The organism is Sphingomonas sp. SORGH_AS_0789, assembly GCF_031453055.1.
Classification (GTDB): Bacteria; Pseudomonadota; Alphaproteobacteria; order Sphingomonadales; family Sphingomonadaceae; genus Sphingomonas.
The window spans coordinates 2,811,247-2,837,108 of the sequence record NZ_JAVIYV010000001.1 but is presented as its reverse complement, the minus strand read 5'-3'; the positions used below and the strand labels follow the sequence as shown (position 1 = coordinate 2,837,108).

The following is a 25,862-nucleotide window of genomic DNA, read 5'->3' as shown; positions in this document are numbered from 1 at the left end:
GCACGCGGGCGAACTCGCCTAGAAGGCGAATTGGAGGGCCGCGCGCGCCGCCAGCGCCACATTACCCAATCTCTGTTCGGCATTGACCTCGCCGCTCAACCGGATCTCGCTGGTCCCGGTGATCGCGCGCACCCGGCCGACCCAGCCGCCGCGACGCGCCTCGGGATCGAGGATGAAGGGCGTGCCGTCGCCAAAGCTGGCGATCGTGCGGCCCAGCGCCCCGGCGACGCGCTCGCGCCGTCCGCCCTCGATCTCCAACCGGCTCCACTGGTCATAGCGGTTGTCGCCGCCGAAATTGATGCCCGCCGCGACGCTGGCGGTGACCGCCAGTTCGTCGCTGCTCCGCTTGCGCACGGTCAGGTCATACCCCGTCCCGCCGCCGCTCTCGCGATAGCCGTCCTCGTTCAGGCGGTAATAGTCCAGGGCCAGGATGGGCCGGACACTGAACTGGCCCGCCCAATGTTCCCACGATACCGATCCCGACCCCGAATAGAGCATGCCCTTCCAGTCGGCGGTCGCGCGGCGCTGGACCGCTTCCGATCCCACCACGCCGTTGAACTGACGCTGCGACCCGAAGGACAGGAACGCCGCCGAGGCGCGGGCCTGGCTCGCCAGGGCACCCCAGCGCGCGCGCCAGAAACCGGCCAGCTCATATTGGCTGTGGTCGACGCGGTTGACCGCCGAGCCCTCATTGTCGCGACCGCTCATATAGGACAGCGAGGCGCCGAAATTGCCCGCATCGGTCTTGTGCTCGATGCCGCCGCTGATCCCCCAGCCGCGCACGTCATAGCTGCGGGTCGAGCGGGTGCCCTTGGACGCGTCCCAGCCGATCGGGGTCAGCCAATAACCCCATTTGCCCTCTTCGCTGAACTCGCCCGCCGGTTCGCGCAGCTGCGCGGCGGCGGTGCGCGAGGCCAGCGTCACGCTTTCGAACACGCCGCCGCTGTAATTGGGCAGCATCTGCTCGATCGCGCCCCGGAACGCCGCGCCGTCATAAATGCCCCGGATCGCGTCGGACAGCTTGGCGTCCTTTGCGATCGCGGTGTCGATCGCGTCGAAGGCGCTGACGCCCGCGCGGTTCAGGCCCAGTTCGGTCTTGGCCTTGCGGGTGACGTCGACCGCAATCTCATTGGGTTGCGTGGCGACGATCGCCCCCTTGTAGAGGAACGGCATCGCGCTCGCGGCCAGGGTCAGGTTGTTCGCCCCGGTCAGCGTGCCCGACCGCAGCACGACATAGCGCCCCGTCACGTCGGTCCCGCCCGACACACGAAGCGCCAGCTGGCTGTTGGCGCCGATCACCGTCGCGCCGCCGACCTGGATCAGGTTGCCGGTCGGATTGGCCTTGTCCAGCGCCACGCTCAGGATCGACTGGTCGCCCAGCGTCAGCGAGCCGATGCTGGATACGCCGTTGGCCGCGAAGGTGCCGCCGCCGCTGGCGACCGTCACCGCGACATGGCCCGCATTGGCCAGCCGCCCGGCAAAGACGCCCTTGCCGGTGATCGACAGCAGATCCTGGCCCTGGCCCGCGAAATCGGCGACGCCGTCGAACCGCGCGCTGCCGCCGACGACCAGCGTGTCGGCGCCGGTGCCGAAGGTCGCGGTGCCCGCATAGGTGCCGCCGCTCATCTCCAGCCGGTTGTTGCCCGCGCCGAAGCTCACATCGCCGCTGACCGAGCCGCCCGCAATCTCCAGCCTGTCATTGCCGCTGCCAAAGCGGATCGCCCCGCTGATGCTCGGCGCGGTGGCGCCGGTCGCGGGCGCGAGCTGCCGGACGACGGCGCCGCTGGTGTTCGCCGACAGGTCGATCGCGATGCTGCGCGAGGAATCGCCCCCCGCCGCGGCGATCGAGCCGCCATTCTCGATCAGGGTCAGCCCGCCCGAGCGATCGAGGATTGCGGTGGCCGAGGCGCCGGTCGCGCTAGCCTTGATCGCGCCGGTGTTGCGGAGCGTCGGGACCGATGCGCCGCTATCGATCAGGATCGCGGTCGTCATCGCGCTGGCCGCGCCCCCGCCGGTCGCGGTCACGCTGCCGCCGACCTGAAGCTGCGGGGTCGAGGCGCCAGTACCGAAGCGGATGGCGGTCGCCTCCGCGCCGTTCGCCGTCGCCTGCACGGTGCCACCGACGGACACGCCCTGCGCGATCTGCACCGCGCCGCCCAGCCCGCCGATCGACAGCGCGGTCGCGCGCACGCCGCTATAGACGCCCGCCGCCGACACACGCCCGTTGACGACCAGCCCCGCCGCCGGGGTGGTGCCGCCGGTCGCGCCGATGACCACCGCCCGGTTCGCGGCGCCGATCTGCATCGTCGGCGCCGCGCCGTTGGTGATCAGGTCGGCCGCCTTGCCCGTCACATTGCCCAGCGTGATGCCGCCCGCGACATTGCCGGCGACGACCAGCGCCGATCCCCCCTGGAGCAGGTCGTCGCGGTCCAGCTTCGACACATCGGCGGGCGGGGTGGTATAGCGATAGCCGGTCGACCCGATCCCCCCCTCGACGGTCAGCGCCCCGCCGACATCGCCGTCGATCCGCGCGCCGACCGCATTCTCGCCGACCGCGACGATGCTGCCGCCCAGCGTCACATTGCCCGAGACCGCCCCGGTCTGCACCCCCACCGAACGATCGCCCAGCACGTTGATCTTGCCCGACTGGACGAGACTGCCGGTCAGCGGGCCACCCAGCGCGATCCCGGCGGAGTCGGTGCCCTTGATCGTGATCTCGCCGCTGTTGGTGATGGTGCCGGTGAACGCGCCATCGGTGCGAATGCCATAGCGGCGCGCGCCCTGTGCGAAAGGGCCGTCCAGGTCGCCGTCCTTGTCGACGTCGACCGCCGTATAGCGTTCGTCGATGATGATCTTGCCGGTGTTGGTGATCTGGCCGTTGACGCCCGCCGCCGCGCCGATGCCGGTCGAATCGTTGGCGTCGGTGATCTGGATCGTCCCGGCATTGGCGACCTTGTTGTTGCTGTCGATCCGGACGGCGGTGCCGCCGGTCGGGACCACGCTGCCCGCCGCCGTGATGCTGACATCGGCGGCCGCGCCGTTGTTGACGGTGGCGGTGCGGACCGGCGTCGTGCGCTTGGTGTCGATCACGGTCTGGGCCGAGGCGGCCGCTCCCGCCGCCAGCGCGAGCGTGGCGGTCGAGGCGAAGAGCAGGCGATGCACGGATGAGGTCCCCTTTATGTCCCTTTTGCCCCTCCAGACGGAGCCACGGCCCCCGATCCTTGCCGCCCGGATTAAAATTTTGTCAGGTTGCCCGGCGGTGTTGACGATTGCCCTGCAGAGGATCACAGGGCCGGGCAGATGTGGGGTCCCCCGCGTCGTTCCAGAAAGCGAGAACATGTCCAGCGACAGTTCCAGTAGCGCCGCACGCCTCGGGCCCGTTCGCTAGTTTTCGTGACTGGCTTTCGTCCGCCCGGGTCGTGCGGACGAAAGGTTTGAAATGGTCAACGATCTGATTGCCGGCGTCGCCGCCGGTTTCCGTTCCTCCCGGCGCGGCCTGTCCATCGCCGATCTCGTCGATACGTTGCAGTCGCTGCCGGTCGCGGAGGCCGCCGACGCCCTGTCGCAAATGCCCGATGCGCGCGCCGTGGCGGTCCTCGACAGCCCCGAACTCCGCTGCGCGTCCGAAATCCTGCCGCTGCTGACCACCGCGCGCGCCGCCGCGCTGGTGTCGCAAATGGCCGAGGACCGCGCCGCCGACGTGCTCGCCGAAATGGACGAGGACGATGCCGCCGCGATCCACGCCGCGCTCCCCGCCCCCATCCGCGCGTCGATCGACACGCTGCTCCGCTGGCCGCCCGACAGCGCGGGCGGCATGATGACGACCGAATATGTCGCCGCCTCCGCCGACGCCACCGTCGGCGAGGTGCTGGCGCATATTCGCACCGTCGAGCGCAGCCGCGAGACCGTCTATTCGGTCTTCCTGCTCGAACCGCAGGGGCGGCTGGTCGCGACCGTCTCGCTGCGCCAACTGATCGCCGCCGAGCCGGAGTCGCCCGCGATCGAGCTGGCGCGTGGCCATGATCCGATCACCGTCGCGCCGACCACCGACCGCGAGGAGGTGGCGCACATGATCCGCCGCCACGACCTGCTCGCCCTGCCCGTCATCGACGAACAGGGTCGCCCGATCGGCATCGTCACGGTCGACGACGTGCTCGACGCGCTGGTCGCCGCGCATACCGAGGATACGCAGAAGTTCGGCGGTGTCGAGGCGCTCGACAATCCCTATCTGGAAACCGGCTTCCTCGCGATGATCCGCAAGCGCGCCGGGTGGCTGAGCATCCTGTTCTTCTCGGAGATGCTGACCGCCAGCGCGATGCAGCATTTCGAATCCGAGCTGGAGCGCGCGGTCGTCCTGACCCTGTTCATCCCGCTCATCATGAGCTCGGGCGGCAATAGCGGCAGCCAGGCGACCTCGCTGATCATCCGGGCACTCGCGCTGGGCCAGGTGCGGCTGCGCGACTGGTGGCGGGTCGCGCTGCGCGAACTGCCCGCCGGGCTGACGCTGGGGGCGATCCTGGGCATGCTGGGCATCGCGCGGATCGCGCTGTGGCAGACGCTGGGCTTCTATGACTACGGCCCGCACTGGGTGCTGGTGGCGACGACGGTCGGCACCGGGCTGGTCGGCATCGTCACCTTCGGCTCGCTGGCAGGATCGATGCTGCCCTTCCTGCTCCAGCGGCTGGGCTTCGACCCCGCCAGCGCCTCGGCCCCGTTCGTCGCGACGCTGGTCGATGTGACCGGGCTGGTGATCTATTTCACGATCGCGCTGGCGATCCTGTCCGGCACGTTGCTCTAACGCCGCCAGTAGCGGACGTAATCGACCTCCATGCGCTGGGGCAGCGCGGCGTCGTCCACGCCCTTCTTGCCGCCCCAGTCGCCCCCGACCGCCAGGTTCAGGATCAGCGAATAGGGGCGGGTGAAGGGCCAGGCCGCCGCGCCGCCCGGCCGGTCGTTCTTCACCCGCATATAGGCGCGGCCATCGACGCCGATGGTGATCGCCTGCGGCGTCCAGTCGAGCTGATAGCGGTGAAAGGCGGTGCACGCCCCCGACACCGGCGTCTCGGCGCCGCGCTGCGTGCCCAGCCGGTGGTTATAGACCGCCGAGTGGACGGTCGCATGGATCACGTCCGGGTTCCAACCGACCATTTCCATGATGTCGATCTCGCCCCCGTCGGGCCAGCGCGAGCCGTCCATCGGCAGCAGCCAGATGGCGGGCCACATGCCGCGCCCGCATGGCAGCTTGGCGCGCACCTCATAGAAGCCATAGCTAAGCGGCTTTTGCGTCACCAGCTTGGCCGAACTGTAGTTCTGGCCGCCCCAGTCGGCCTCGTCGCGCAGGGCCTCGGCCTTCGCCTCGATCACCAGCGCGCCGTGTTCGATCCGCGCATTGGCGCGGTCCGGCCCGGCATAATATTGCAGCTCGTTATTCGGCCAGCCCTTGCGGTTCTGGCTGACGTCCCAGCGCCAGCGTGCGGGGTCGATGCGGCGGCCGAACTCGTCCCCGAAGCTGGGCGCGGTGCGGGGGGCGGTCATCGGCCCGGCAAATCCGTAATTGGTCGCGCCCAGCGTGTCGGTCCGGACAGGGGCTTGCGTCTGCTGTGCCGCCCCGCCCGTCGCCAGCGCCGCCGCACCGGCCAGCACCAGCCATCCCCGCCCGATCATCGGCCATCCTCCCATCTCGTCCGGCCGCCAGCCTAGCCCCGCCCTTCGGCGAAAGCCATGCCGGCGGCCTGCGGGAAATCAGCCTGCAATCGTAAAAACCGACCCGGAATCAACGCGTATGCCCGCACCGTTGATGAAGCTCGCCCGCTCCGACACCAGGAATGCGACGGCGGCGGCGACCTCTTCGGGGCGGCCGCGCCGCTTCAGCACCATGCCGGGGCGCTCTTCGTCGAGGAAGGTCGCGATCGCCTCGTCGAAGCTGACGCCCTTTTCCTCGGCGCGCTTCTTCATCATCGCATCGGTCATCGGCGTCGCGATAAAGGCCGGGGAGACGGTGTTCACCAGCACATTGTCCGCGCCATAAGCCTTGGACAGCCCCTTCGCCAGGCTGAGGATCCCCGCCTTCGCCGCGCAATAGGGCAGTTCGTCGACATAGGGCTGGACCGCATCCTCGGAGGCGAAGAGGACGATCCGCCCCCATCCCTTGCGACGCATCGCCGGGATCGCCTCGCGGCACATGCGCACCGCACCCATCAGGTCGATGTCGAGCGTCTCCAGCCAGCCCTTGTCGTCGATCTCCAGGAAATCGCCGGTCGCGCCGGTCACCCCCGCCGCGTTGACATAGATGTCGGGCTCGCCCAGCCGCTCGCGCACCTCACGCCAGATCGCGGCGACCTGATCGGGCCTGGTGACGTCGCCGGTCACCGCCACGATCTCGCCCAGCGGTGTCAGTTCGTCCACCGCCTGGTCCATCGTGCCGCCCGGCTTGTCGGTCAGCGCGACGCGGACCCCGGCTTCGAGCAGCAGCCGCGCGGTTTCCTTGCCCATGCCCGAATCCGCGCCGCTGATCAGCGCGATGCGGCCCTTGATGCCCAGATCCATTCACCTTCTCCCTCACATGTCCCGTTCGGTAAGGGGCGAGACGGCATAGGGTTCCGCCGCGAGCGATCCGGTAAATGCCTGATCCGTCACGGAACGACGCCGCACCCCGCCCGTTCGGAACTGGGAATTTCAGGGGATGCCATCGTCCGTGCGCAAGCTGTCCGACACCCAGATCGCCACCATGCCGCCGGTCGGCGATGGCCCCGTGCCCCTGCTCGGCATCGCCGAACTGGCGGCGGGCGTCGCCGGGCATCTGGCGAAGGACGATGTCCTCCTCGCCGTCACCGACGAGACGCGCGCCATCGCGGTCGCGCGGATGCTGGCCGCGATGGCGCCCGACGCGACGGTGCTGTTCTGCCCCGGATCGGATGCGCTACCCGGTGACGACGCCCCCGCCTCCCCCGCCAATGTCGGCCAGCGCGTATCCGCGCTTCACGGCGTGCGGGTGGCGCTGGCGCAGCCCAGGCGGGGCCGGATCGTGCTGGTCACCTCGGGCGAGGCGCTGGCCCAGCCTTTGCCCTCGCCCGCGACCTTCGATGCCGAGCCGCCCTGCGTCGCGACGGGCGACCCATGCGAGCTGGCCGCGCTGTACGCGACGCTGATCGACCTGGGCTATGTCGCCGACGAGCGGGTGGACGAACCCGGCGAGATCGCGTTGCGCGGGCAGGTCCTCGACATCTTTCCGGCCGATGCCGAACAGCCGCTGCGGATCGAGGTCGGCGATGACCGGATCGTGGCGATCCGCGCCTATGACCCCGCTGACCAGCGCAGCACCGGCGATATCGCCCGGCGCGAACTCGGCCGCGTCGCGGAGCCGGTGCAGGGCGACCGAACCAGCAGCCTGCTGGACCATCTGCCCGACGCGCTCGTCATCGTCGAGCCGGGCGCGGACGAGCGGCGCCGCCGTCTGCTGCTGCTCAGCGCCGATGTCGCCAAGCGCGGCTCGAAGCGCGCGGCCAGGGACATGATCGGCGACGCAGCCTGGAAAGACGCGCTGGCCCAGCGGCGCACCGCCACCGTCGCGCGCGAGGGCGAGGAGCCGCCCCGTTTCGTCGAGACGCGCGCGCCGCTGCGCGACTTCGCCAGGCTCGCCCGCCCCGCGCTCGACGCCGGGGACCGGGTCGTGCTGATCGGCAGCGAGCGCGATCTTCGCTTCCTGGGTCGCCGGGTCGACCATGTCCTGAAGGCCGAGGCGAAGCGGGTCGAGGGCTGGCGACAGGCGACCAGGGCCAGGCGTGGATCGCTGCTCACCCTGGTCGCTCCGGCCGAGCGGGGGTTCCGGCGCAAGGGGATCATCGCCATCGCCGCCGCCGACCTGCTGGGCAGTCGCGCCGATCGCGGCGACGGCGGCACGCCGCATGTCGACCTGTCGCTGATCCAGACCGCCGAGATCCGCGTCGGCGATACCGTCATCCACGAGGATCACGGTATCGCGACGGTGGCGGGCATCGTCCCGCTCGACGGGCAGGACGGGGTGCAGGGCGATGCGATCAAGCTGGTCTATGCCAAGTCGGCGACCCGGCTGGTCCCGGTCGCCGAGGCCGATCGGCTGTGGCGCTATGGCGGCGAGGACGACGTGGTCAGGCCTGACACGCTGGACGGCAAGAGCTGGCAGGAGCGGCGCGGCGACATCGACGCCGCGATCGCGCAGACCGCCCGCCAGCTGACCGACATGGCGGCGGACCGGGCCGAGCGTCATGCCCCGGTGCTCGATCCGCCGGTGGCCGACTATGAGCGTTTCGCCGCCGGTTTCCCGTTCAGCGAAACCCCCGACCAGCTGACCGCGATCGAGGCGGTGCGCGCCGACCTCGCCTCCGGGCGGCCGATGGACCGGCTGGTGGTCGGCGATGTCGGCTATGGCAAGACCGAGGTCGCGCTGCGCGCCGCCGCCATCGCCGCGCTCGCGGGCCGCCAGGTTGCGCTCGCCGCACCGACCACGGTGCTGGCCCGCCAGCATCTCGACAGCTTTATCGCGCGGTTCGAGGGGACCAGCGTCACCGTCGCCGGGCTGTCGCGCTTGTCGACCGCCGCCGAGAAGCGCCGCGTCAAGGCGGGGCTGGCCGATGGCAGCATCCGGGTGGTGATCGGCACCGGCGCGGTGGCGGGCAAGGGCGTCGCCTATCGGGACCTGGCGCTGGTGATCGTCGACGAGGAACAGCGGTTCGGCGCGGGCGACAAGGCGCGGCTGCAGGAACTGTCCGCCGGTCATGTCCTGACCCTGTCGGCCACCCCCATTCCCCGCACGCTGCAATCGGCGCTGGTCGGCTTGCGGCGCCTGTCGATCATCGCGACGCCACCGGCGCGGCGGCAGCCCATCCGCACGGCGGTGTCGCGCTTCTCGCCCGAGACGCTGCGCGCCGCGCTGCTGCGCGAACGGTCGCGCGGCGGACAGAGCTTCGTCGTGGTGCCGCGCATCGCCGACATGGCCCCGCTGGCCGAGCGGCTGGCCACGCTGGTCCCCGAGCTGGAGATCCTCCAGGCCCATGGCAAATTGCCCGCCGCCGAGATCGATGACGTGATGGTCCGCTTCGGCCGGGGCGATGGCGACGTGCTGCTGGCGACCAACATCATCGAGGCGGGGCTGGACGTTCCCCGCGCCAACACCATGGCGATCGTCCATGCCGACCGCTTCGGCCTCTCTCAGCTCCACCAGCTGCGTGGCCGGGTCGGGCGTGGCCATCGGCGGGGCCAGGTGCTGCTGTTCACCGAAGCCGAGGACGCCATCGCCCCGCGCACGCTGAAGCGGCTCCGCACGCTGGAGGCGTTCGACCGGCTGGGCGCGGGGTTCGCGATCAGCGCGCGCGATCTCGACATGCGCGGCGCGGGCGATTTGCTGGGCGATACCCAGGCCGGACATATGCGGCTGATCGGCGTCGAGCTGTATCAGCAACTGCTGGAGGATGCGCTGCGCACCGCGCGCGGCGAGACGGTCGAGCGCTGGACGCCCGACCTGCGCCTGGGGGTCGAGGGGCGGCTGCCCGAGGACTGGATACCCGATGAGGATCTGCGCATCTCGCTTTATGCCCGGCTGGGTCGGCTGCGCGACGATGCGGCGATCGACGGGTTTGAGGCGGAGCTGGAGGACCGGTTCGGCACGCTGCCCGAAGATGCGCGCATCCTGCTCGCGACCGCCCGGCTGCGCGAGCGGATGCGAGGGCTGGGCATTGCGCGCATCGATGCGGGTCCGGCCGCGATCGCGCTGACCCCGCATGGCGAGGATGCCGATCTGGCGCAGGTGGAGGGGTTGGTCGAGAAGGACGGCCGCTATCTGCTGAAGGAACGCCATGACGACCCGAACGAGCGGCTGGAGCGGCTGGCGACGCTGCTCGGATAAACGCCGCCGCTTATCCCAGGCGATTGGCGGCGCGCGCGCGGCCGCCTAATCCTGGCCGCCAAAGTCAAAGAGGATGATCCCGATGCCCTTCCCCGCCCCCTATGCCGCCGATCCGGCGCGCTATGACGGTCGCATGCCTTATCGCCGCTGTGGGCGAAGCGGGTTGAAGCTGCCCGCGATCAGCCTGGGACTATGGCAGAATTTCGGAGGCGCCGACGTGTTCGAGACCGGCCGGGCGATCCTGCGCCGCGCCTTCGACCGGGGCGTCACCCATTTCGACCTGGCGAACAATTACGGCCCGCCCTACGGATCGGCGGAGGAGAATTTCGGCCGCGTCCTCGCCAGCGATTTCGCCGCGCATCGCGACGAGCTGATCGTCTCGACCAAGGCGGGATGGGACATGTGGCCCGGTCCCTATGGCGATATCGGTTCGTCCAAGAAATATCTCATCGCCAGCTGCGACCAGAGCCTGAAGCGGATGGGGCTGGACTATGTCGACATCTTCTATTCGCACCGGGTCGATCCCGACACCCCGCTGGAGGAAACGGTCGGCGCGCTCGTCCAGCTGCACCGGCAGGGCAAAGCGCTCTATATCGGCCTTTCCTCCTACGAACCCGGACTGACCCGGCGGGCGGCGGCGCTGCTGGCGGAGGAGAAGGTGCCGCTGTTCATCCATCAGCCCAGCTATTCGATCCTCAATCGCTGGATCGAGCGCGAGCTGCTGGCCACGCTGGAGGAACTGGGCACGGGCTGCATCGCCTTTTCGCCGCTGGCGCAGGGGATGCTGACCGCCAAATATCTGAACGGCGTGCCGCAGGATGCACGGGCCAGCCGGGGCGGATCGCTGTCCGAGACATTGCTGACCGAAGACAATCTGGCCGCGATCCGGCGGCTGAACGCGATTGCGCAGGCGCGAGGCCAGACGCTGGCGCAAATGGCGATCGCCTGGGTCCTGCGCGATCCCCGGATCACCTCGGCGCTGATCGGCGCGCGCACCGTCGAGCAGCTGGACGACTCGCTCGATGCGGTGAAAAACCTCGACTTCTCGCCGGAAGAGCAAGGCGCGATCGACCGCGCGGCGGAGGATGGCGGCATCAACCTGTGGGCCGAATCCTCGGACATCGTCACCCTGCCCGCCGCACAAGGGGTGCCTGCCTGAAAGACGATGATGCGCCCGGCCGTGGGACCGGGCGCATCGCTTGAGCAGGGCTGGCGCTTATTCGGCGGCGTTCTTCACCGCGCCCTTGCCCATCGCCGAGACCAGGACCTGTCCCGATCCCGAGAAATTGGCGGCGGGCAGATCGGCGACCCGGTTGCCGACCTTCACCAGAACCCGGTCGACCGCGCCCTGCGCATTGGTGCGGACCGACTGGACCGCGCCGATCGCGCGCCCCTTGGCATCGGTCACCGCCATGCCGGGATTGACCGGGAAGCCGCCGCTGCGTGCCGCGCCGCTACCGGCCAAGGCGAGATTGCTCGACAACAGGCCATTGCCGCCCGAGGCCGAACCCGATCCGGCCGCGCTGCCGCCGATAGTGCCGAGGTTCGATGCGCGCTCGGTCAGGCCGGCGGCCGTGCCGCGCACCCGCTGTCCCACTGCGCCCGCCGCGCTGCGCGCGCCATCGGCGACCCGACCCACCGCATTCACCCCGCGACCGGCGGCGTCGCGAACCGCGTCGGTGCCGACCAGCTGTGCATCGACCCCGCCGCCGACCGAGCCCGAGGCCGAGCCATTGCCGCCGCCCGAAGCGCCGCCGATCCGCGTGGCGTTATCGAGCGTCGATCCGCCCGACGCATTGCCCGAGGCCGACACGCGGCCGCGACGGGTATCGACGGCGCGATCGGCGCGGACCGAACCGCGCGTGCGGGTCGCGCCCTCGGTGGCGATCCGGCCCTGATCCAGCGTGCCGTTCAGCGTACCGCCCGCAGCCCCGCTTAGGGTGCCGGTCGCTCCGCCGAGCGCACCACCCAGGCCGCCGCCAAGTCCTCCGCTGCCCCCAAGCAGCTGTGCCGACACGGGGGCGGCGATCAGAGCCACGGCAAGCATCGCGGTGCTGGACAGAAGCGTCTTCATCGTCATTCTCCTTTTCTTCTGCGGAGACAACGGCGCGACATCGGGGTTTAATCCCGGCGGCTGTCGAATTTATCGTGAAAATGTGCGGCAATCGCCGCAAACCATTCCACGACCAAAGAATTTATCTTGCCCGCGCGGCCCCAGATCCTCCGCCGAGGCGTCGACGCGCGCCAGCGCCGGTGCGATGGCGCCGGGATCGAGGCGCGGATAGAGTGCCGCGATACGCCCGGCGACCAGCGGAGCGGCGAAGGAGGTTCCGCGGACCTTGAACCGCAGCCCGCCCACGCCCGCCGCCAGCATATCGGCCCCCGGCGCGGCATAGTCGACATGGCTCGCCTGACCCGCCTCGATCAGTCGCCGGTTGCGGCCATCAACGGCGGTGACCGCGATGACGCCCGGATAGGAGGCCGGATAGGCCGGGGGCGCGGCGGGGCCGTTGTTTCCGACCGCCGCGACGATCACCAGCCCGCGCGCCCGTGCCGCGGCGACCACCCGCGCCAGCAGCGGATTGGCGGGGCCGACCAGGCTGATCGTCGCGACCGACACCCCCTGTTGCACCATCCAGCCCAGCGCGCGGGCGATGGCGGTGGCGTTGCCGCCCGCCGGATCGATGCCATAGACATCGGCCGAGGCGATCCGCGCCCCCGGCAGCGACCCGGTGATGCCATGCCCGCCCGCGATCAGCGAGGCGACCGCCGTGCCATGGTCGTTGGCGCGCGGCGCACCGGCCGCGAAACCCTGCATCACCGCCGCGCCTTCCACCCCGCCATCGATCACGCCGACCAGCGTCCCCTGCCCGCCACGCTGCGCCAGCGGCACCATGGCGAGGGCGCGGCCGGCACCGCTGGGCAGGTGGAGCTGGTCCGCGCTGACCTCTCCCCCCAGCGCGCGGAGTTCGTCCAGCGCGGCCTTCAGCGACCGCCCCGGCGGCAGCCGCAACCGCACGAAGCCGACGCCCAGCACATCCTCGCGCGCGATCACGCCATATCCCGACCGCGCCGCCGCGTTCAGCAGCGCCTCGCTGGGCGAATCGACCACCACCTCGCCCGCACGCGCCGGAAAACCCTGCGGATCGAGCACGATCGCATCGGGATGGTCGCGGACCAGCTGCGCGAAGGCCGCCCGCCGCGCTTCGTCCAGCCGCGCCACCGTCGCGCGCGACACGCGGCCGACTTCGGACAGGATCGTATCGGGGCCGGGAATGTCGGGCAGGCCACCGCCGATCCCCGGCATGGCGGGCAGCGAGGGCAGGCCCGGCAGCAGCTGTGCCGAGGCCGCCCCCCATGCCGTCATGCCCGCCACCAGCACCAGACCCATCATCACCGGCCGCATCGTCACGCTCCCATCGCCGAAACCGGCCCCATTGCCAAAATCGACACTGACATGGATTAAACGACAATCCTCACCCGTTTCATCCTGACAAACAAGGAATCAGGCTTGGCTGCGTTCGAACAGGAGTTGTTGGCCCTGCTGCCGCGTCTGCGGCGGTTCGCGCGATCGCTCACCCATGACGCGGCCGATGCCGACGATCTGGCACAGGTCACGATCGAGAAGGCGTTGCTCGCCCGCTCGTCCTGGCAGCCGGGAACGCGATTGGACAGTTGGATGTACCGCATCATGCGCAACGCCTGGATCGACACCGCCCGCGCCCGCCGCCGCGCGTCCGAGACCTTCATCGCGGAGGATGCCGGAATGGGCGTCGGCGCGCCGGGCGCGGCGGAGGCGCATGTCGCGCTGACCGAGGTGGAGGCGGCGATGCGCGCCCTGCCCGACGAACAGCGCGAGGCGGTGGCGCTCGTCCTGGTCGAAGGGCTGGCCTATAAGGAGGCGGCGGAGATACTCGATATTCCGATGGGCACCCTGACCTCGCGGCTGGTGCGCGGGCGACAGGCGCTGATGGCGCGGCTGGGAGAAGCGGCATGACGATCGAACCCGAAATGCTGATGGCCTATGCCGACGACGCGCTCGATCCGCTGACCGCCAAGCGCGTCGAGGCCGCCATCGCCGCCGATCCCGCGCTGGGCGAGGAGGTGGCGCGGCATCGGCGGCTCCGCGCGACGCTGTCGGGTGCCTATGCCCCGGTCGCCGACGAGCCCGTGCCCGACCGGCTGGCCGCGCTGCTGCGGTCCAATGTCGTCGCCCTGCCGACCCGCGCGCCCGCGCCGTCGCGCTGGGCCGGGGCCCCGTGGCGCTCGGTCGCGGCGATGGCCGCCTGTCTCGTGATCGGCGTCGTGCTGGGGCAACGGGTGGACCAGGGACCGGTCGCCGCAAGTGCCGACGGGCTCTATGCCGCCGGATCGCTGGCAAAGGCGCTCGACCGGCAGCCCAGCGGGACGGCGGGTGCGGTGTGGATCGCGGTCAGCTTCCGCAACCGGGACAATGGCTATTGCCGTGTCTTCCAGTCCGCCGCCGCCGACGGCATCGCCTGCCGCACCGATCGCGGCTGGGCGCTGGAGCGGACCATGCCGGGCAGCACGCCCGAGCGCGGCGGCGGCTATGCGCAGGCGGGGTCTTCCGACGCCGCGCTGATGGCGGCGGCGCAGGATATGATGGCCGACATGCCGCTCGACCGCGATGGCGAGCGGGCGGCGCTCGACCGGGGCTGGCGCACCCGATAGACCCGGTTACGCCGATCGGGAAAACCCAGCGTTTCCCGATCGGTGCTCCAGCCCCCCGTGCAAGGCGGCCATGCCCGCGCTATCTTGGGGGCATGAAAAAGATCGGATTCCTGTCGTTCGGCCATTGGTCGCCCTCGCCCCAGTCGGCCACCCGCTCGGCGCAGGACGTGCTGCTCCAGTCGATCGACCTGGCGGTCGCCGCCGAGGAACTGGGTGCGGACGGTGCCTATTTCCGCGTGCACCATTTCGCGCAGCAGCTCGCCTCGCCCTTCCCGCTCCTCGCGGCCGTCGGCGCGCGGACCTCGCGGATCGAGATCGGCACCGGCGTCATCGACATGCGCTACGAAAATCCCTTCTACATGGTCGAGGATGCGGGCGCGGCGGACCTGATCGGCAATGGCCGGTTGCAACTGGGCATCAGCCGGGGTTCGCCCGAACAGGTGATCGAGGGCTGGCGGCATTTCGGCTATGGCCCAGCCCAGGGCGAGAGCGATGCCGATCTCGGCCGTCGCCATGCCGAGGTCTTCCTGCACCTGCTGAAAGGCCAGGGTTTCGCCAAGCCCAATCCGCGCCCGATGTTCCCCAACCCGCCGGGCCTGTTGCGGCTGGAGCCGCATTCGCCGGGCCTGCGCGACCGGATCTGGTGGGGCTCGGCCTCCAACGCGACCGCGATCTGGGCGGCGCAGCGCGGCATGAACCTGCAAAGCTCGACCCTGAAGGCCGATGAGAGCGGCGAGCCCTTCCATGTCCAGCAGGCCAGGCAGATCCGCGCCTATCGCGAGGCCTGGGCGGCGGCGGGCCATGCCCGGCCCGCGCGCGTGTCGGTCTCGCGTTCGATCTTCGCGCTGACCACCGACCAGGACCGCGCCTATTTCGGGCGCGACGACAGCCAGGATCAGGTCGGCATCATCGACAATATGCGCGCCGTCTTCGGCCGATCCTATGCCGACGAGCCCGAACGGCTGATCGAACAGCTCCGCGCCGACGAAGCCATTGCCGAGGCGGACACGCTGCTGCTGACCGTGCCCAACCAGCTGGGCGTGGCGTATAACGCGCATGTGATCGAGAACATTCTGCGGCACATCGCGCCCGCGCTCGGCTGGCGCTGAGCCGCACCGGCGTCGGCGCGGCCCATGGCTGCGTCGGCGCTGGCGCGTGGCGACAGGCCCCCGGCGGGTGGCGGTACCGGCGATGTGGGAAGAAATGGCGCGCCCGGAACGATTCGAACGTCCGACCCTCAGATTCGTAGTCTGATGCTCTATCCAGCTGAGCTACGGGCGCGCATAAGGTCGTGAAGACCTGTTATGTGATCCACTGGCGCGCCCGGAACGATTCGAACGTCCGACCCTCAGATTCGTAGTCTGATGCTCTATCCAGCTGAGCTACGGGCGCGCTGTGGAGGTGGGCTGATAGAAGCGGTTTCCGATCGTGGCAATATACAAAAAACAGTTATCCACATTTTCTTGCAATTGGGTCCGCTTTGCCGTGCCGGGCATTTTCCACCGGACGCTTCCCCGGCTAGGATGGGCGACGATGACCCAGTTCCGCTTTCGCAAGACCGCCCGCCCCCTTCTCGCACTCGGCCTGATGTCCGCCGGTTTGTTGGGGGGATGTTCGCGCGACACCAGCGCCTATCCCTCGCTGGCGGTGCGGCCGGTCGAGAAGCGCGGCTTTGCCGAGCCCGAGGTGGAAACGCCCGAGGCCAGGCCCGACCCCGCGCTCGATGCGCAGATCGCACAGCTGGCCGGGCGGCTGGGCGGCATCCAGGACGAATTCGCCAAGGCCTATGACCAGGCGCGGGCCAGTGCCGCCAAGGCGCGCGGGCAGACGGTGGGCAGCGATGCCTGGCTGACCGCACAGACCGACCTTGCCGCACTCGACGAGATCCGGGCGCGCACCTCGGGCCTGCTGACCGAAATTGACGACCGGGCGATCGCGCGCGCGGCGGCACTGGAGGCGGACTATCCCGCGCTCACCGCGCTCAGGACGCGCGCGCTCGAGGCGAACACGCGGCAGGGCGAACAGATCAAGGCCCTGTCGGCCAGCCTGCCCGCAGGCTGAACGTCGCTCAGAAGTTGCGGATGAAGGGCAGGACCGTCGAATAATCGTCGGTCCAGGCGGCCAGCCCCCTGGGCGCGGCGACCCGGCGCCAGTCGCCCCCCTGTGCCGCCAGCCGGGCCAGCATGTCCGCATCGCGCGACAGCGCCAGCCAGACTGACCCGGTCGCCTCCGCCTCTCGGTCCAGGTCGGTGGGCGCATAGGCCAGCTTGCGCACCGCCCATCCGCCGTCGCGCGCCGCCGCCGCGATCAGCGGCTCCAGATCGACGAAGCGGTTGGAGATATGGATCAGCAGCAGCCCCCGGCGGGACAGCACCCGCGCATAGGTCGCGAAGGCCTCCCGCGTCAGCAGATGCGCGGGCACCGCGTCGGACGAAAAGGCGTCGAGCGCCAGCAGGTCGAGGCTGTCCGGGGCCTCCGCCGCCAGCCGGATTCGCGCATCGCCGATGCGGATCACCGGATCGGGCTGGCACCGCCGCAGATAGGTGAACTGGCCGGTGTCGCGCGCGATGCGGACGATGACCGGATCGATCTCGTAGAAGCGCCACTGCTGCCCCGGCCGGGCATAGCAGGCCAGCGTCCCCGTCCCCAATCCGACGACCCCGATCCGCGCGCCCGGACCATAAAGCGAGGGCGCCGCCCGCATCGCGCGGCCGACCCCGGAATAGGGGGCGTAATAGGTGGTCGGCGTCCGCTCCCGCTCCGCCGAGCCGCGCAGCTGGATGCCATGCACGGTCGCCCCATGGTCCAGCTCGCGATAGCCCGGCCCGTCGCGGACCGTATAGACGCCGAAATAGCTGCGCATCCGCGCGTCGTGCTCCATCGACAGGGACAGCGCGCGATAGCCGCCGAACAGCACCAGCGCCCCCGCCAGCAGCAGGACGAACCCCGTCCGCGCGCCGATCGTCAGGAAGCCCAGCGCCGCGATGACCAGAAACGCCAAACCCTGCCGCTCCTCGCCGAACCAGGCCGGAGAGCCGACCAGCCGCAGGTCGAGCAGCACGCCCACCACGATCGCCAGCGCGACCAGCATGGTCCGGTGATGCCGCCGCCACAGGTCTCGCAAGGAGGCGGTCATGAACTGCTGCGGGATCAGCACCCCCGCCGCCAGGATCAGCAGGGGATATTCATAGGTCCAGTCGAAGAGGACCGGCGCCACCAGCCCCGTGAACACGCCGCCCAGCGCCCCGCCGACCGCCATCCACAGATAGAAGCCCGTCAGCCGGTCGACCGCAGGCCGCGCCCGGTACAGCGCGGTGTGCAGCGCGACCGACACCATGAACAACAGCATCAGCGCGACGACGACGTTGAAATAGGGCCGCTGCGGATAGCCGCCCATGATGACCCCGCCGAACAGCAGCAGCGTGACCGGCGCGATCCGGGTCAGCATGTCCGCGCCTGCGCGCCGCGCGGCAAAGGCGATGATGAAGCTCAGCAGATAGAGCCCCAGCGGCAACACCCATAGCAGCGGCATTGCGACGATGTCGGTGGTGATATAGGTCGATGTCGACAGCACCAGCCCCGAGGGCACCGCCGCCAGCGCGGTCCACAGCGCGCGCCGCCGCCATCCGGGTGCGGGCGTCGGCGCGGGGATGCCCTCGGCCTTATGCCCGGTCGCGGGCAGCCGCGCCGCGCAGGCCAGCACCAGGCAGGCGAGCAGCCCATAGCCAATGCTCCACATCAGGCTCTGCCCCCGCAGCGCCATGGCGGGCTCGACCAGCAGCGGATAGGCGATCAGCCCCGCGAAGCTCCCCAGATTGGAGGCCGCGTAGAGCACATAAGGGTCACGCCCCGGCGCGGCGAGCGCGAACCAGCGCTGGATCAGCGGCGCCTGCGCGGACACGGCGAAGAAGAGCGGCCCGATCGACAGGCCCAGCAGCCAGGGCACCCACAAGGTCGGCTCGGCATTGGCGGGCAGGTCGACCGCGATCAACCCGATCGGCAGCCAAAAGGCCGCCGCCGCCAGCACCCCGACATGCACCGCCGCCTGCACCCGTGGCCGCCATCGGCCCAGCGCATGGGCATAGGCATAGCCGCCGAGCAGCAGCGCCTGATAGACCAGCATCGCCGAGTTCCAGACGGCGGGCGCGCCGCCCAGCCGGGGCAGCGCCATGCGCGCGACCATCGGCTGGACCAGGAACAGCAGGAACGATCCCGTCAGGATCGTCGCCACGAACAGCGCGCGCACCAATAGCGCGGGCAAGCGGCCGGACCGGGAAATGGCGATGATCCGGCTCAGCCGTTCAGCAGCCGGGCGGCATGGGCGGCATGATAGGTCAGCACGCCCGAACATCCGGCGCGCTTGAACGCCATCAGCGTCTCCAGCACCATCGCATCGCGGTCCGCCGCGCCCGCCGCCACCGCCGTCTCGATCATCGCATATTCGCCCGACACCTGATAGGCGAAGGTCGGCACGCGGAATTCGTCCTTCACGCGGCGGATGATGTCCAGATAGGGCAGGCCCGGCTTGACCATCACGCTGTCCGCGCCCTCGGCCAGATCGAGCGCAACCTCGCGCAGCGCCTCCTCGGCATTGGCGGAGTCCATCTGATAGGTGCGCTTGTCGCCCTTCAGCAGCCCGCGCGTGTTCACCGCGTCGCGGAACGGGCCGTAAAAGGCGCTGGCATATTTGGCGGCATAGGCCATGATCTGAACGTTGACGAAGCCCTCGGCCTCCAGCGCCGCGCGGATCAGCCCGATACGGCCGTCCATCATGTCCGACGGCGCGATCACGTCCGAGCCCGCGCGCGCCTGGGTCAGCGCCTGCTGGACCAGCGCGTCGGCGGTGCGGTCGTTGACGACATAGCCCGCCGCATCGACCAGCCCGTCATGGCCATGCGTCGTATAGGGATCGAGCGCGACGTCGGTCAGCACGCCGATGTCCGGCACCGCGTCCTTGATCGCCGCGATCGCCCGGCACATCAGATTGTCGGGGTTCAGCGCCTCGCGCCCGTCATCGGTGCGCAGGTGCGAGGGGGTGTTGGGGAACAGCGCCAGGCAGGGAATGCCCAGCGCCTCCGCCTCCTTGGCGCGCGCGACGATGCCGTCGAGCGACCAGCGCGACACGCCGGGCAGGCTGGCGATCGGTTCCTCCACCCCCTGCCCCTCGGTCACGAACAGCGGCCAGATCAGATCGGCCGGGGTCAGCACGGTTTCGGCGTGAAGCCGCCGGCTCCACTGGGAAGCTCGGGTGCGGCGAAGGCGAAGCGCAGGGTAGGATGCCGTCATGATTGTCCGCATTTGGGGGATCGGACCGCGCTTGCCAAGCGTTGCATGCAAGCGTTCCGGGGGCGAAAGGAAATCCGTCTTGAGAGAGATACGATCGGCGGCGATGGTGGTGAACGCCAAGTCGCGGCGCGGACAGGCGCTGTTCGAGCGGGCCTGCAAGGCCATGTCGGGCCTGCCCTATCCGGTCGATGCGCGCGCGGTCGAGGATCCGGAGGATCTGGAGCCCACCGTCCGCGAACTGCTGGCGGCCAAGCCCGACCTGCTGATCCTGGGCGGCGGCGACGGCACGATCAGCGGGCTGGTCGACCTGATGGTCGGGCATGACGTGATGCTGGGCGTGCTGCCGCTGGGCACCGCGAACAGCTTCGCGCGCTCGCTGGACATCCCGCTCGATATCGAGGGGGCGGTGGAGGTGATCCGGACCGGCCGGCCCCGCCGGATCGACCTGGGCATGATCGACAACGACTATTATGCCAATTGCGCCGCGATGGGGATGAGCCCCAAGATCGCCGAGACGGTGCCGCACAAGCTCAAGAAAGTGGCGGGGCGGCTGGGCTATCTGGGCTGGGCGGCCTATCAGTTCCTGCGCTTCCGCCCCTTCACCCTGATCGTCGAACAGAACGGAACGCGCGAAAGGCTGCGCGTGGTCGAGGTCCGCATCTCCAACGGGCCCTATCATGGCGGCACCGAGCTGGTGGAATCGGCGTCGGTCGATTCGGGCGAGATCGTGGTCCAGGCGGTGTGCGGCCATGTGAAGCGGCGCCTGATCGTCAACTGGGCGGCCAGCATCCTGCGCAGCGACTATCGCAAGGAGAAGGTGCGCGAGTTCCGGGGCCGCGCGATCCGGATCAACACCATCCCGCCGCTGCCCATCTCGATCGATGGCGAGGTCCTGGCGCACACGCCCGTCACGGCCAGGATCGCGCCGGGGATCATCGAGGTGATGGCCCCGGCCTGATCGTCAGCCGACCGGCATCGCCTTGTTGGTCGGCTGCCCCTCGGCCAGGGCCTGTTCCTCGCATTCCTGCGGGGTGGTCGCCTGGGCCAGCCTGCCTTTGCGCCAGCCGCCATGCCGGTAATAGGCGATCGTCATCAGCATCGAGGCGAGCGAGCCCGCCGGGAAGCTCCACCAGATTGCATCCGCGCCCAGCATCGGCGCGAAGGCATTGGCCAGGCCGAAGCGGACCGGGAACATCGAAATGGCCAGGATGACCAGCGGCCCAACGACCGCCCCGTTGGCGCGCACCGTCGCCGCCAGCACCATCGAGACGCCGAACAGGATGAAGCTCCATCCACCGATCAGGTTGATTCGCGCGGCGATGGCGATCGCGCCGGGCTCGCTGCCCAGGAACAGCCACAGGACATGCCGGTCGAGCAGGGTGACCAGCACCACCAGCGCCCCAGTCAGCAGCAGGTTCATGCGCAGGCCCGCCTGGGTGATCCGGCCCACCCGGTCCCATTGCCCCGCGCCGATATTCTGCGCCGCCATGGCGCTGACCGCCGCGCCCACCGCCATGGCGGGCATCTGGATATAGGTCCAGAGCTGGTTCGCCGCGCCATAGGCCGCCGTGGTCGCGGTGCCGTGCCGATTGACCAGCCCCATCATCGCCAGCGCCGAGGTGGAGACGACCAGCATCTGGAGCCCCATCGGGAAGCCCTTGACCAGGATCGTCTTCAACAATTCGGGCGTGGGGATCAGATAGCGCCACTCCGCCCCGCGCAGCCGGATGACCAGGTCCTTGGCATAGAGATAGGCAACCAGCGCCAGCAGCGAGCCGCTATTGGCGATCAGCGTCGCGACCGCCGACCCCTCGATCCCCAGCGCCGGGGCGGGCCCCAGCCCCAGGATGAAGACCGGGTTCAGCACGACATCGAGCACCGAGCCCAGCGCCATGAACTTGAGCGGGGTGATCGAATCCCCCACCCCGCGCAGCGCCATGGTCAGCAGCACGCTGATGAACCCCGGCGGCATCGCGACGAAGATCACCCGCAGATAGGAGAGCGCGAGCGGATAGACCTCCGCCGGGGTCGCCAGCGCGCGCAATATGGCGGGCGCCGCCCACCAGCCGATCCCGACCGTCAGGGTCGAGATGACCGCGAACAACCCCAGCGCCGACCCCAGCACCCGGCGCACCGCATCGATATCCCGGCGGCCCATATTCTGGCCGATCAGGATGGTCGCCGCCATGCCGAAGCCGAAGGTCGCCGCGACCAGCAGGAACATGATGATATTGGCGTTGGTGGTCGCGGCCAGCGCGCGCTCGCCCAGAAACTGGCCGATCCAGATCGCGTTGATCGACCCGTTGAGCGATTGCAGGATGCTCGATCCCAGCGTCGGCAGCGCGAACAGCAACAGGGAGCGGCCGATCGGCCCGGCGGTCAGGTCCCGGCGTCCGTTGGGCGCAGTCACGGTGTCTTGCCTCCGGCGTTGATTTCCTGGTCCACGAACCGCGCCATCGCCGCATACTGAAAACCGGGCCTCTGGTTGCCCTGGCCCGCATATAGCCCGCGCAGATAGCCCCAGTCGAACGGGGTCAGCCCTTCCGGCGCCGCCTGCTCGTCGAACAGGGTCAGGATCGTCGAGATCCCCTCGGTCCTGCGCGGCCGGACGACCGCCAGAGCGCGCATCGTGGCATAATCGGCGATCTGGTGGATCGTCTTGCCGTTCACCGCGTCCCGATCGATCATCACCACCGCCGCCGCGATATGCGATTTGGTGGGCAGGGTGATCCGGCTGGCGCTGGGGATGTTGAGGGTCGGAATATTGTTGGCGCCGGGGACCAGCTGGTCGCCGTCGCGGCTGGTGATCGCGGTCATGTGCCAGGCATGGACCGGACCCTTGTCCTTCGCCATCGCCCGGACATCGGCGAAGGGTAGGTCACCGAAGATGCCGGGCCGGTGATCGATCAGCCATGCGACCTGCTGCGCGCCATTGTCGACGAACAGGATCAGGACATTGGGGCGGCATTTGTCGCCGCCCAGCCGAATGCCGAGCCGCTCGGCATGACCCAGCATGCGGTCGGCGACCGGCAGCGCCGCCTTGGCCGCCAGGCCGGAGCTGGCGATGCACAGGGGTTCGGTCAGCCGCGACAGCGGCGCATCGCCATCGGGATAACCCGAAATCGCGCCGAACCAGCGCAACGTCTCTCGCCGGGGCGGCAGCGGCCGGGCGGTCACCACGACCGGATCGGCGGGCGATGCGCCGGTCTGCGCCTTCAGCGGCAGGGCGATCGACGCCCCGCCCAGGGAAGCAAGCCATGCCAACGACGTAACAACCGTTCCTCGCATCGACCTGCCCCCCCCTTTGGCTACGTTCAAGCGGCCAGCGCGTCCCGTACCGCCTGAACCGCCTCGGCGCCCTTGGTGCCGTCCGGCCCGCCGCCTTGCGCCATGTCAGGACGGCCGCCGCCGCCCTGCCCGCCCAGCGCCGCCACCGCCTTGCGCAGGAGCTCGACCGCATTGTGCCTGGCCGTCAGGTCGTCGGTGACGCCGACCGCGACCGAGGCGCGGCCGTCATTGATCGCGACCATCACCGCGACGCCCGATCCGCCCAGCCGCTGCTTGGCATCGTCCACCGCGCCGCGCAGCCCCTTGGCCTCGAACCCGTCGAGCACCTGGCCGATGAACGCGACATCGCCGATCTGCTCGGGTCCGGCGGCAGCCCCTCCGGCTCCGCCGCCCATCGCCAGCGCCTTCTTGGCCTCGGCCAGTTCGCGCTCCAGGCGACGGCGATCCTCGACCAAAGCCGCGATGCGCGCGGGCACCTCGTCGGGCGTGGTCTTCAGCGTCGCGGCGGCGGCCTTGAGCATATCGTCGCGGTGGCCGAGATAGGCGCGCGCGCCCTCGCCGGTCAGCGCCTCGACCCGGCGCACGCCGCTCGACACCGCGCCTTCGGACACGATCTTGAACACGCCGATCTCGCCCAGCGCACCGACATGCGTGCCGCCGCAGAGTTCGAGGCTGTAGGTGCCGTCGGCATCCTCGCCCATCGACACGACGCGCACCTCGTCACCGTACTTCTCGCCGAACAGCGCCATCGCGCCCATTTCGATCGCCTCGTCGGGCGTCATCAGCCGGGTGACGACGGGGCCGTTGCCGCGCACCTGTTCGTTCACGCGCGCCTCGACCTCGGCAATGTCGTCGGCGGTCATGCCGACCGGCTGCGAGAAGTCGAAGCGCAGGCGCTCGGGCGCGACCATCGAGCCCTTCTGCGCGACATGGGTGCCCAGCCGCTGGCGAAGCGCCTCGTGCAGCAGGTGCGTCGCCGAGTGGTTGGCGCGGATCGCGGCGCGGCGGGTGGTGTCGATCGCCAGCTTCACGCTGTCGCCGACCTTGATCCCGCCTTCCTGAATTTCGGCATTGTGCACGAACACGCGGCCGAGCTGCTTCGAGGTGTCGGTGACGATCGCCTTGAGCCCGGCGTCGCTGGAAATGGTGCCGGTATCGCCGACCTGGCCGCCGCTCTCGCCATAGAAAGGCGTCTGGTTGACGATGATCGCGACGCTCTCGCCAGCGGCCGCGCTGTCGACCCGCGCGCCGTCCTTGACCAGCGCCAGTACTTCGCCCTCGCCGGTGTCCGAGGCATAGCCGAGGAACTCGGTCGAGCCCGTCTCTTCGGCGATGTCGAACCAGACATCGTCCGACGCCTTCGCGCCCGAGCCCTTCCAGGCGGCGCGCGCGGCGCGCTTCTGCTCGGCCATGGCGGCGTCGAAGCCCGCCCGGTCGACCGACAGATTCTGCGCCCGTAGCGCGTCCTCGGTCAGGTCATAGGGGAAGCCATAGGTGTCATAGAGCTTGAACGCCGTCTCACCCGCCAGCGTCGCGCCGGGGGCCATGCCCGCCGTCGCCTCGTCGAGCAGCTTGAGGCCCTTGTCCAGCGTCTGGCGGAAGCGGGTTTCCTCCTGGCGGAGCGTCGCTTCGATCAGCGGCTGCGCGCGGACCAGCTCGGGATAGGCCGCGCCCATCTCGGCGACCAGCGCGGGGACCAGCCGGTGCATCAACGGCTCCTTGGCGCCCAGCAGGTGGGCGTGCCGCATCGCGCGGCGCATGATGCGGCGCAGGACATAGCCGCGCCCTTCATTGGCGGGCAGCACGCCGTCGGCGACCAGGAAGCCCGCCGAGCGCAGATGGTCGGCGATCACGCGGTGCGACGCCTTCTGACCGTCCTCGGCCTTGGTGTGGGTCAGCTCGCACGAGGCGGCGATCAGCGCCTTGAAGGTGTCGGTGTCGTAATTGTCGTGCACGCCCTGAAGCACGGCCGCGATCCGCTCCAGCCCCATGCCGGTGTCGATCGACTTCTTGGGCAGCTCGCCGACGATCTCATTGGCTTCCTGCTCGAACTGCATGAAGACCAAGTTCCAGATCTCGACGAATCGGTCGCCATCCTCTTCCGGGCTGCCGGGAGGGCCACCATAGATATGGTCGCCGTGGTCGTAGAAGATTTCCGAGCACGGACCGCACGGCCCATTTTCGCCCATCGCCCAGAAATTGTCCTTGGTCGGGATGCGGATGATCTTGTGATCGGGGAGCCCCGCGATCTTCTTCCACAGCGCGAACGCCTCGTCATCGGTGTGATAGACGGTGGCGGTCAGCTTTTCGGCGGGAATGCCCCAGACCTTGGTCAGCAGGGTCCAGGCATGGGTGATCGCCTGTTCCTTGAAATAGTCGCCGAACGAGAAATTGCCCAGCATTTCAAAGAAGGTGTGATGCCGCGCGGTATAGCCGACATTGTCGAGATCGTTATGCTTGCCCCCGGCGCGCACGCATTTCTGCGAGCTGGTCGCGGTCGAATAGGGGCGCGATTCCAGGCCGGTGAACACGTTCTTGAACGGCACCATGCCCGCATTCACGAACATCAGCGTCGGGTCGTTCTGCGGCACGAGCGGCGCGGAAGGCACGATCTGGTGCCCTTCGCTTCCGAAATAGTCGAGAAAGCCGCGGCGGATGTCGTTGGTCGAGGTCATGCACGCGACTTAGGCGAGGTTTCGCGCGCGCTCAAGCGCCC

General features: G+C 69.6%; 18 protein-coding genes and 2 tRNA genes. 8 read left to right on the top strand and 12 right to left on the bottom strand.

The features are described from left to right. Nucleotides 1–18: 18 nt before the first annotated feature. On the bottom strand, nucleotides 19–3,162 hold the full coding sequence (locus QE360_RS13055; protein WP_309702111.1) for an autotransporter domain-containing protein: 3,144 nt from the start codon (nucleotides 3,160–3,162) through the stop codon (nucleotides 19–21). A gap of 277 nt (nucleotides 3,163–3,439) precedes the next feature. Here QE360_RS13055 and mgtE point away from each other — a divergent pair, with 277 nt between their 5' ends. After that, nucleotides 3,440–4,798 (top strand): magnesium transporter, encoded by a 1,359-nt coding sequence (gene mgtE / locus QE360_RS13050; protein WP_309702109.1) that lies wholly within the window; start codon nucleotides 3,440–3,442, stop codon nucleotides 4,796–4,798. Here mgtE and QE360_RS13045 read toward each other — a convergent pair. Together QE360_RS13045 and QE360_RS13040 are read right to left on the bottom strand one after the other, a co-directional pair. Then, nucleotides 4,795–5,664, bottom strand: coding sequence for a glycoside hydrolase family 16 protein (locus QE360_RS13045; protein WP_309702107.1), 870 nt, complete (start codon nucleotides 5,662–5,664; stop codon nucleotides 4,795–4,797). The genes mgtE and QE360_RS13045 overlap by 4 nt on opposite strands. 78 nt (nucleotides 5,665–5,742) lie before the next feature. Then, nucleotides 5,743–6,546, bottom strand: coding sequence for an SDR family NAD(P)-dependent oxidoreductase (locus tag QE360_RS13040; protein WP_307099413.1), 804 nt, complete (start codon nucleotides 6,544–6,546; stop codon nucleotides 5,743–5,745). A gap of 136 nt (nucleotides 6,547–6,682) precedes the next feature. Between QE360_RS13040 and QE360_RS13035 the strand changes: the two genes are divergently transcribed. Beyond that, nucleotides 6,683–9,880, top strand: a complete 3,198-nt coding sequence (locus QE360_RS13035; protein ID WP_309702103.1) for a TRCF domain-containing protein — start codon at nucleotides 6,683–6,685, stop codon at nucleotides 9,878–9,880. A gap of 82 nt (nucleotides 9,881–9,962) precedes the next feature. Continuing rightward, nucleotides 9,963–11,039 carry an L-glyceraldehyde 3-phosphate reductase gene (gene mgrA, locus QE360_RS13030; protein ID WP_309702102.1) on the top strand — a complete coding sequence of 359 codons (1,077 nt, stop codon included), beginning with the start codon at nucleotides 9,963–9,965 and terminating at the stop codon, nucleotides 11,037–11,039. A gap of 57 nt (nucleotides 11,040–11,096) precedes the next feature. Here mgrA and QE360_RS13025 read toward each other — a convergent pair whose 3' ends face one another. Beyond that, nucleotides 11,097–11,954 carry a hypothetical protein gene (locus tag QE360_RS13025; RefSeq protein WP_309702100.1) on the bottom strand — a complete coding sequence of 286 codons (858 nt, stop codon included), beginning with the start codon at nucleotides 11,952–11,954 and terminating at the stop codon, nucleotides 11,097–11,099. Nucleotides 11,955–12,023: 69 nt separating this feature from the next. After that, entirely contained in the window at nucleotides 12,024–13,286 is a 1,263-nt protein-coding gene (locus QE360_RS13020; protein ID WP_309704175.1) for a S8 family serine peptidase, read from the bottom strand. 105 nt (nucleotides 13,287–13,391) lie between these two features. Between QE360_RS13020 and QE360_RS13015 the strand changes: the two genes are divergently transcribed. The 3 genes from QE360_RS13015 to QE360_RS13005 all read left to right on the top strand — a co-directional run bounded on the left by QE360_RS13015 (nucleotide 13,392) and on the right by QE360_RS13005 (nucleotide 15,681). Beyond that, complete coding sequence (locus tag QE360_RS13015) at nucleotides 13,392–13,877, top strand: sigma-70 family RNA polymerase sigma factor (protein ID WP_309702098.1); 486 nt, start codon at nucleotides 13,392–13,394, stop codon at nucleotides 13,875–13,877. Next, nucleotides 13,874–14,572, top strand: coding sequence for an anti-sigma factor (locus QE360_RS13010; protein ID WP_309702096.1), 699 nt, complete (start codon nucleotides 13,874–13,876; stop codon nucleotides 14,570–14,572). The genes QE360_RS13015 and QE360_RS13010 overlap by 4 nt, the downstream gene beginning before the upstream one ends. A 92-nt stretch (nucleotides 14,573–14,664) precedes the next feature. Then, complete coding sequence (locus QE360_RS13005) at nucleotides 14,665–15,681, top strand: LLM class flavin-dependent oxidoreductase (protein WP_309702094.1); 1,017 nt, start codon at nucleotides 14,665–14,667, stop codon at nucleotides 15,679–15,681. A gap of 95 nt (nucleotides 15,682–15,776) precedes the next feature. On the opposite strand, the gene QE360_RS13000 is transcribed toward QE360_RS13005, so the two are convergent. After that, nucleotides 15,777–15,853: transfer RNA gene (locus QE360_RS13000), tRNA-Arg, on the bottom strand. Between the two features lie 34 nt (nucleotides 15,854–15,887). After that, nucleotides 15,888–15,964, bottom strand: a tRNA-Arg gene (locus tag QE360_RS12995). Nucleotides 15,965–16,105: 141 nt separating this feature from the next. Between QE360_RS12995 and QE360_RS12990 the strand changes: the two genes are divergently transcribed. After that, entirely contained in the window at nucleotides 16,106–16,633 is a 528-nt protein-coding gene (locus QE360_RS12990) for a hypothetical protein (RefSeq protein WP_309702092.1), read from the top strand. A gap of 7 nt (nucleotides 16,634–16,640) precedes the next feature. Here the strand turns inward: QE360_RS12990 and QE360_RS12985 are convergent, their stop codons facing one another. Next, entirely contained in the window at nucleotides 16,641–18,833 is a 2,193-nt protein-coding gene (locus QE360_RS12985; RefSeq protein ID WP_309702090.1) for a hypothetical protein, read from the bottom strand. Between the two features lie 32 nt (nucleotides 18,834–18,865). After that, a complete protein-coding gene (gene hemB / locus QE360_RS12980; RefSeq protein ID WP_309696090.1) occupies nucleotides 18,866–19,858 on the bottom strand; it encodes a porphobilinogen synthase in 993 nt (330 codons plus the stop codon). A 103-nt stretch (nucleotides 19,859–19,961) separates the two neighbouring features. Between hemB and QE360_RS12975 the strand changes: the two genes are divergently transcribed. Next, the gene (locus QE360_RS12975; protein WP_307104544.1) at nucleotides 19,962–20,816 is read left to right on the top strand and encodes a diacylglycerol kinase family protein; all 855 of its coding nucleotides are present in this window, start codon (nucleotides 19,962–19,964) and stop codon (nucleotides 20,814–20,816) included. 3 nt (nucleotides 20,817–20,819) lie between these two features. On the opposite strand, the gene QE360_RS12970 is transcribed toward QE360_RS12975, so the two are convergent. The 3 genes from QE360_RS12970 to alaS are packed head-to-tail and all read right to left on the bottom strand — an operon-like array spanning nucleotide 20,820 to nucleotide 25,821. Then, a complete protein-coding gene (locus QE360_RS12970; protein ID WP_309702087.1) occupies nucleotides 20,820–22,268 on the bottom strand; it encodes an MATE family efflux transporter in 1,449 nt (482 codons plus the stop codon). Next, the gene (locus QE360_RS12965) at nucleotides 22,265–23,122 is read right to left on the bottom strand and encodes a hypothetical protein (RefSeq protein ID WP_309702085.1); all 858 of its coding nucleotides are present in this window, start codon (nucleotides 23,120–23,122) and stop codon (nucleotides 22,265–22,267) included. Before QE360_RS12965 ends, QE360_RS12970 begins: the two co-directional genes overlap by 4 nt. A 50-nt stretch (nucleotides 23,123–23,172) precedes the next feature. Next, entirely contained in the window at nucleotides 23,173–25,821 is a 2,649-nt protein-coding gene (gene alaS / locus QE360_RS12960) for an alanine--tRNA ligase (RefSeq protein WP_309702082.1), read from the bottom strand. Nucleotides 25,822–25,862: the final 41 nt, after the last annotated feature.

What these genes read in the sequence shown, in the direction of transcription:
- QE360_RS13005 (WP_309702094.1), top strand. Translation starts at nt 14,665, where the DNA reads ATGAAAAAGATCGGATTCCTGTCGTTCGGCCATTGGTCGCCCTCGCCC.
- QE360_RS12975 (WP_307104544.1), top strand. Translation starts at nt 19,962, where the DNA reads ATGGTGGTGAACGCCAAGTCGCGGCGCGGACAGGCGCTGTTCGAGCGG.
- QE360_RS13025 (WP_309702100.1), bottom strand. Translation starts at nt 11,954, where the DNA reads ATGAAGACGCTTCTGTCCAGCACCGCGATGCTTGCCGTGGCTCTGATC.
- alaS (WP_309702082.1), bottom strand. Translation starts at nt 25,821, where the DNA reads ATGACCTCGACCAACGACATCCGCCGCGGCTTTCTCGACTATTTCGGA.
- QE360_RS13010 (WP_309702096.1), top strand. Translation starts at nt 13,874, where the DNA reads ATGACGATCGAACCCGAAATGCTGATGGCCTATGCCGACGACGCGCTC.
- QE360_RS13020 (WP_309704175.1), bottom strand. Translation starts at nt 13,286, where the DNA reads ATGCGGCCGGTGATGATGGGTCTGGTGCTGGTGGCGGGCATGACGGCA.
- mgrA (WP_309702102.1), top strand. Translation starts at nt 9,963, where the DNA reads ATGCCCTTCCCCGCCCCCTATGCCGCCGATCCGGCGCGCTATGACGGT.
- hemB (WP_309696090.1), bottom strand. Translation starts at nt 19,858, where the DNA reads ATGACGGCATCCTACCCTGCGCTTCGCCTTCGCCGCACCCGAGCTTCC.
- QE360_RS13035 (WP_309702103.1), top strand. Translation starts at nt 6,683, where the DNA reads ATGCCATCGTCCGTGCGCAAGCTGTCCGACACCCAGATCGCCACCATG.
- QE360_RS12990 (WP_309702092.1), top strand. Translation starts at nt 16,106, where the DNA reads ATGACCCAGTTCCGCTTTCGCAAGACCGCCCGCCCCCTTCTCGCACTC.
- mgtE (WP_309702109.1), top strand. Translation starts at nt 3,440, where the DNA reads ATGGTCAACGATCTGATTGCCGGCGTCGCCGCCGGTTTCCGTTCCTCC.
- QE360_RS13045 (WP_309702107.1), bottom strand. Translation starts at nt 5,664, where the DNA reads ATGATCGGGCGGGGATGGCTGGTGCTGGCCGGTGCGGCGGCGCTGGCG.
- QE360_RS13040 (WP_307099413.1), bottom strand. Translation starts at nt 6,546, where the DNA reads ATGGATCTGGGCATCAAGGGCCGCATCGCGCTGATCAGCGGCGCGGAT.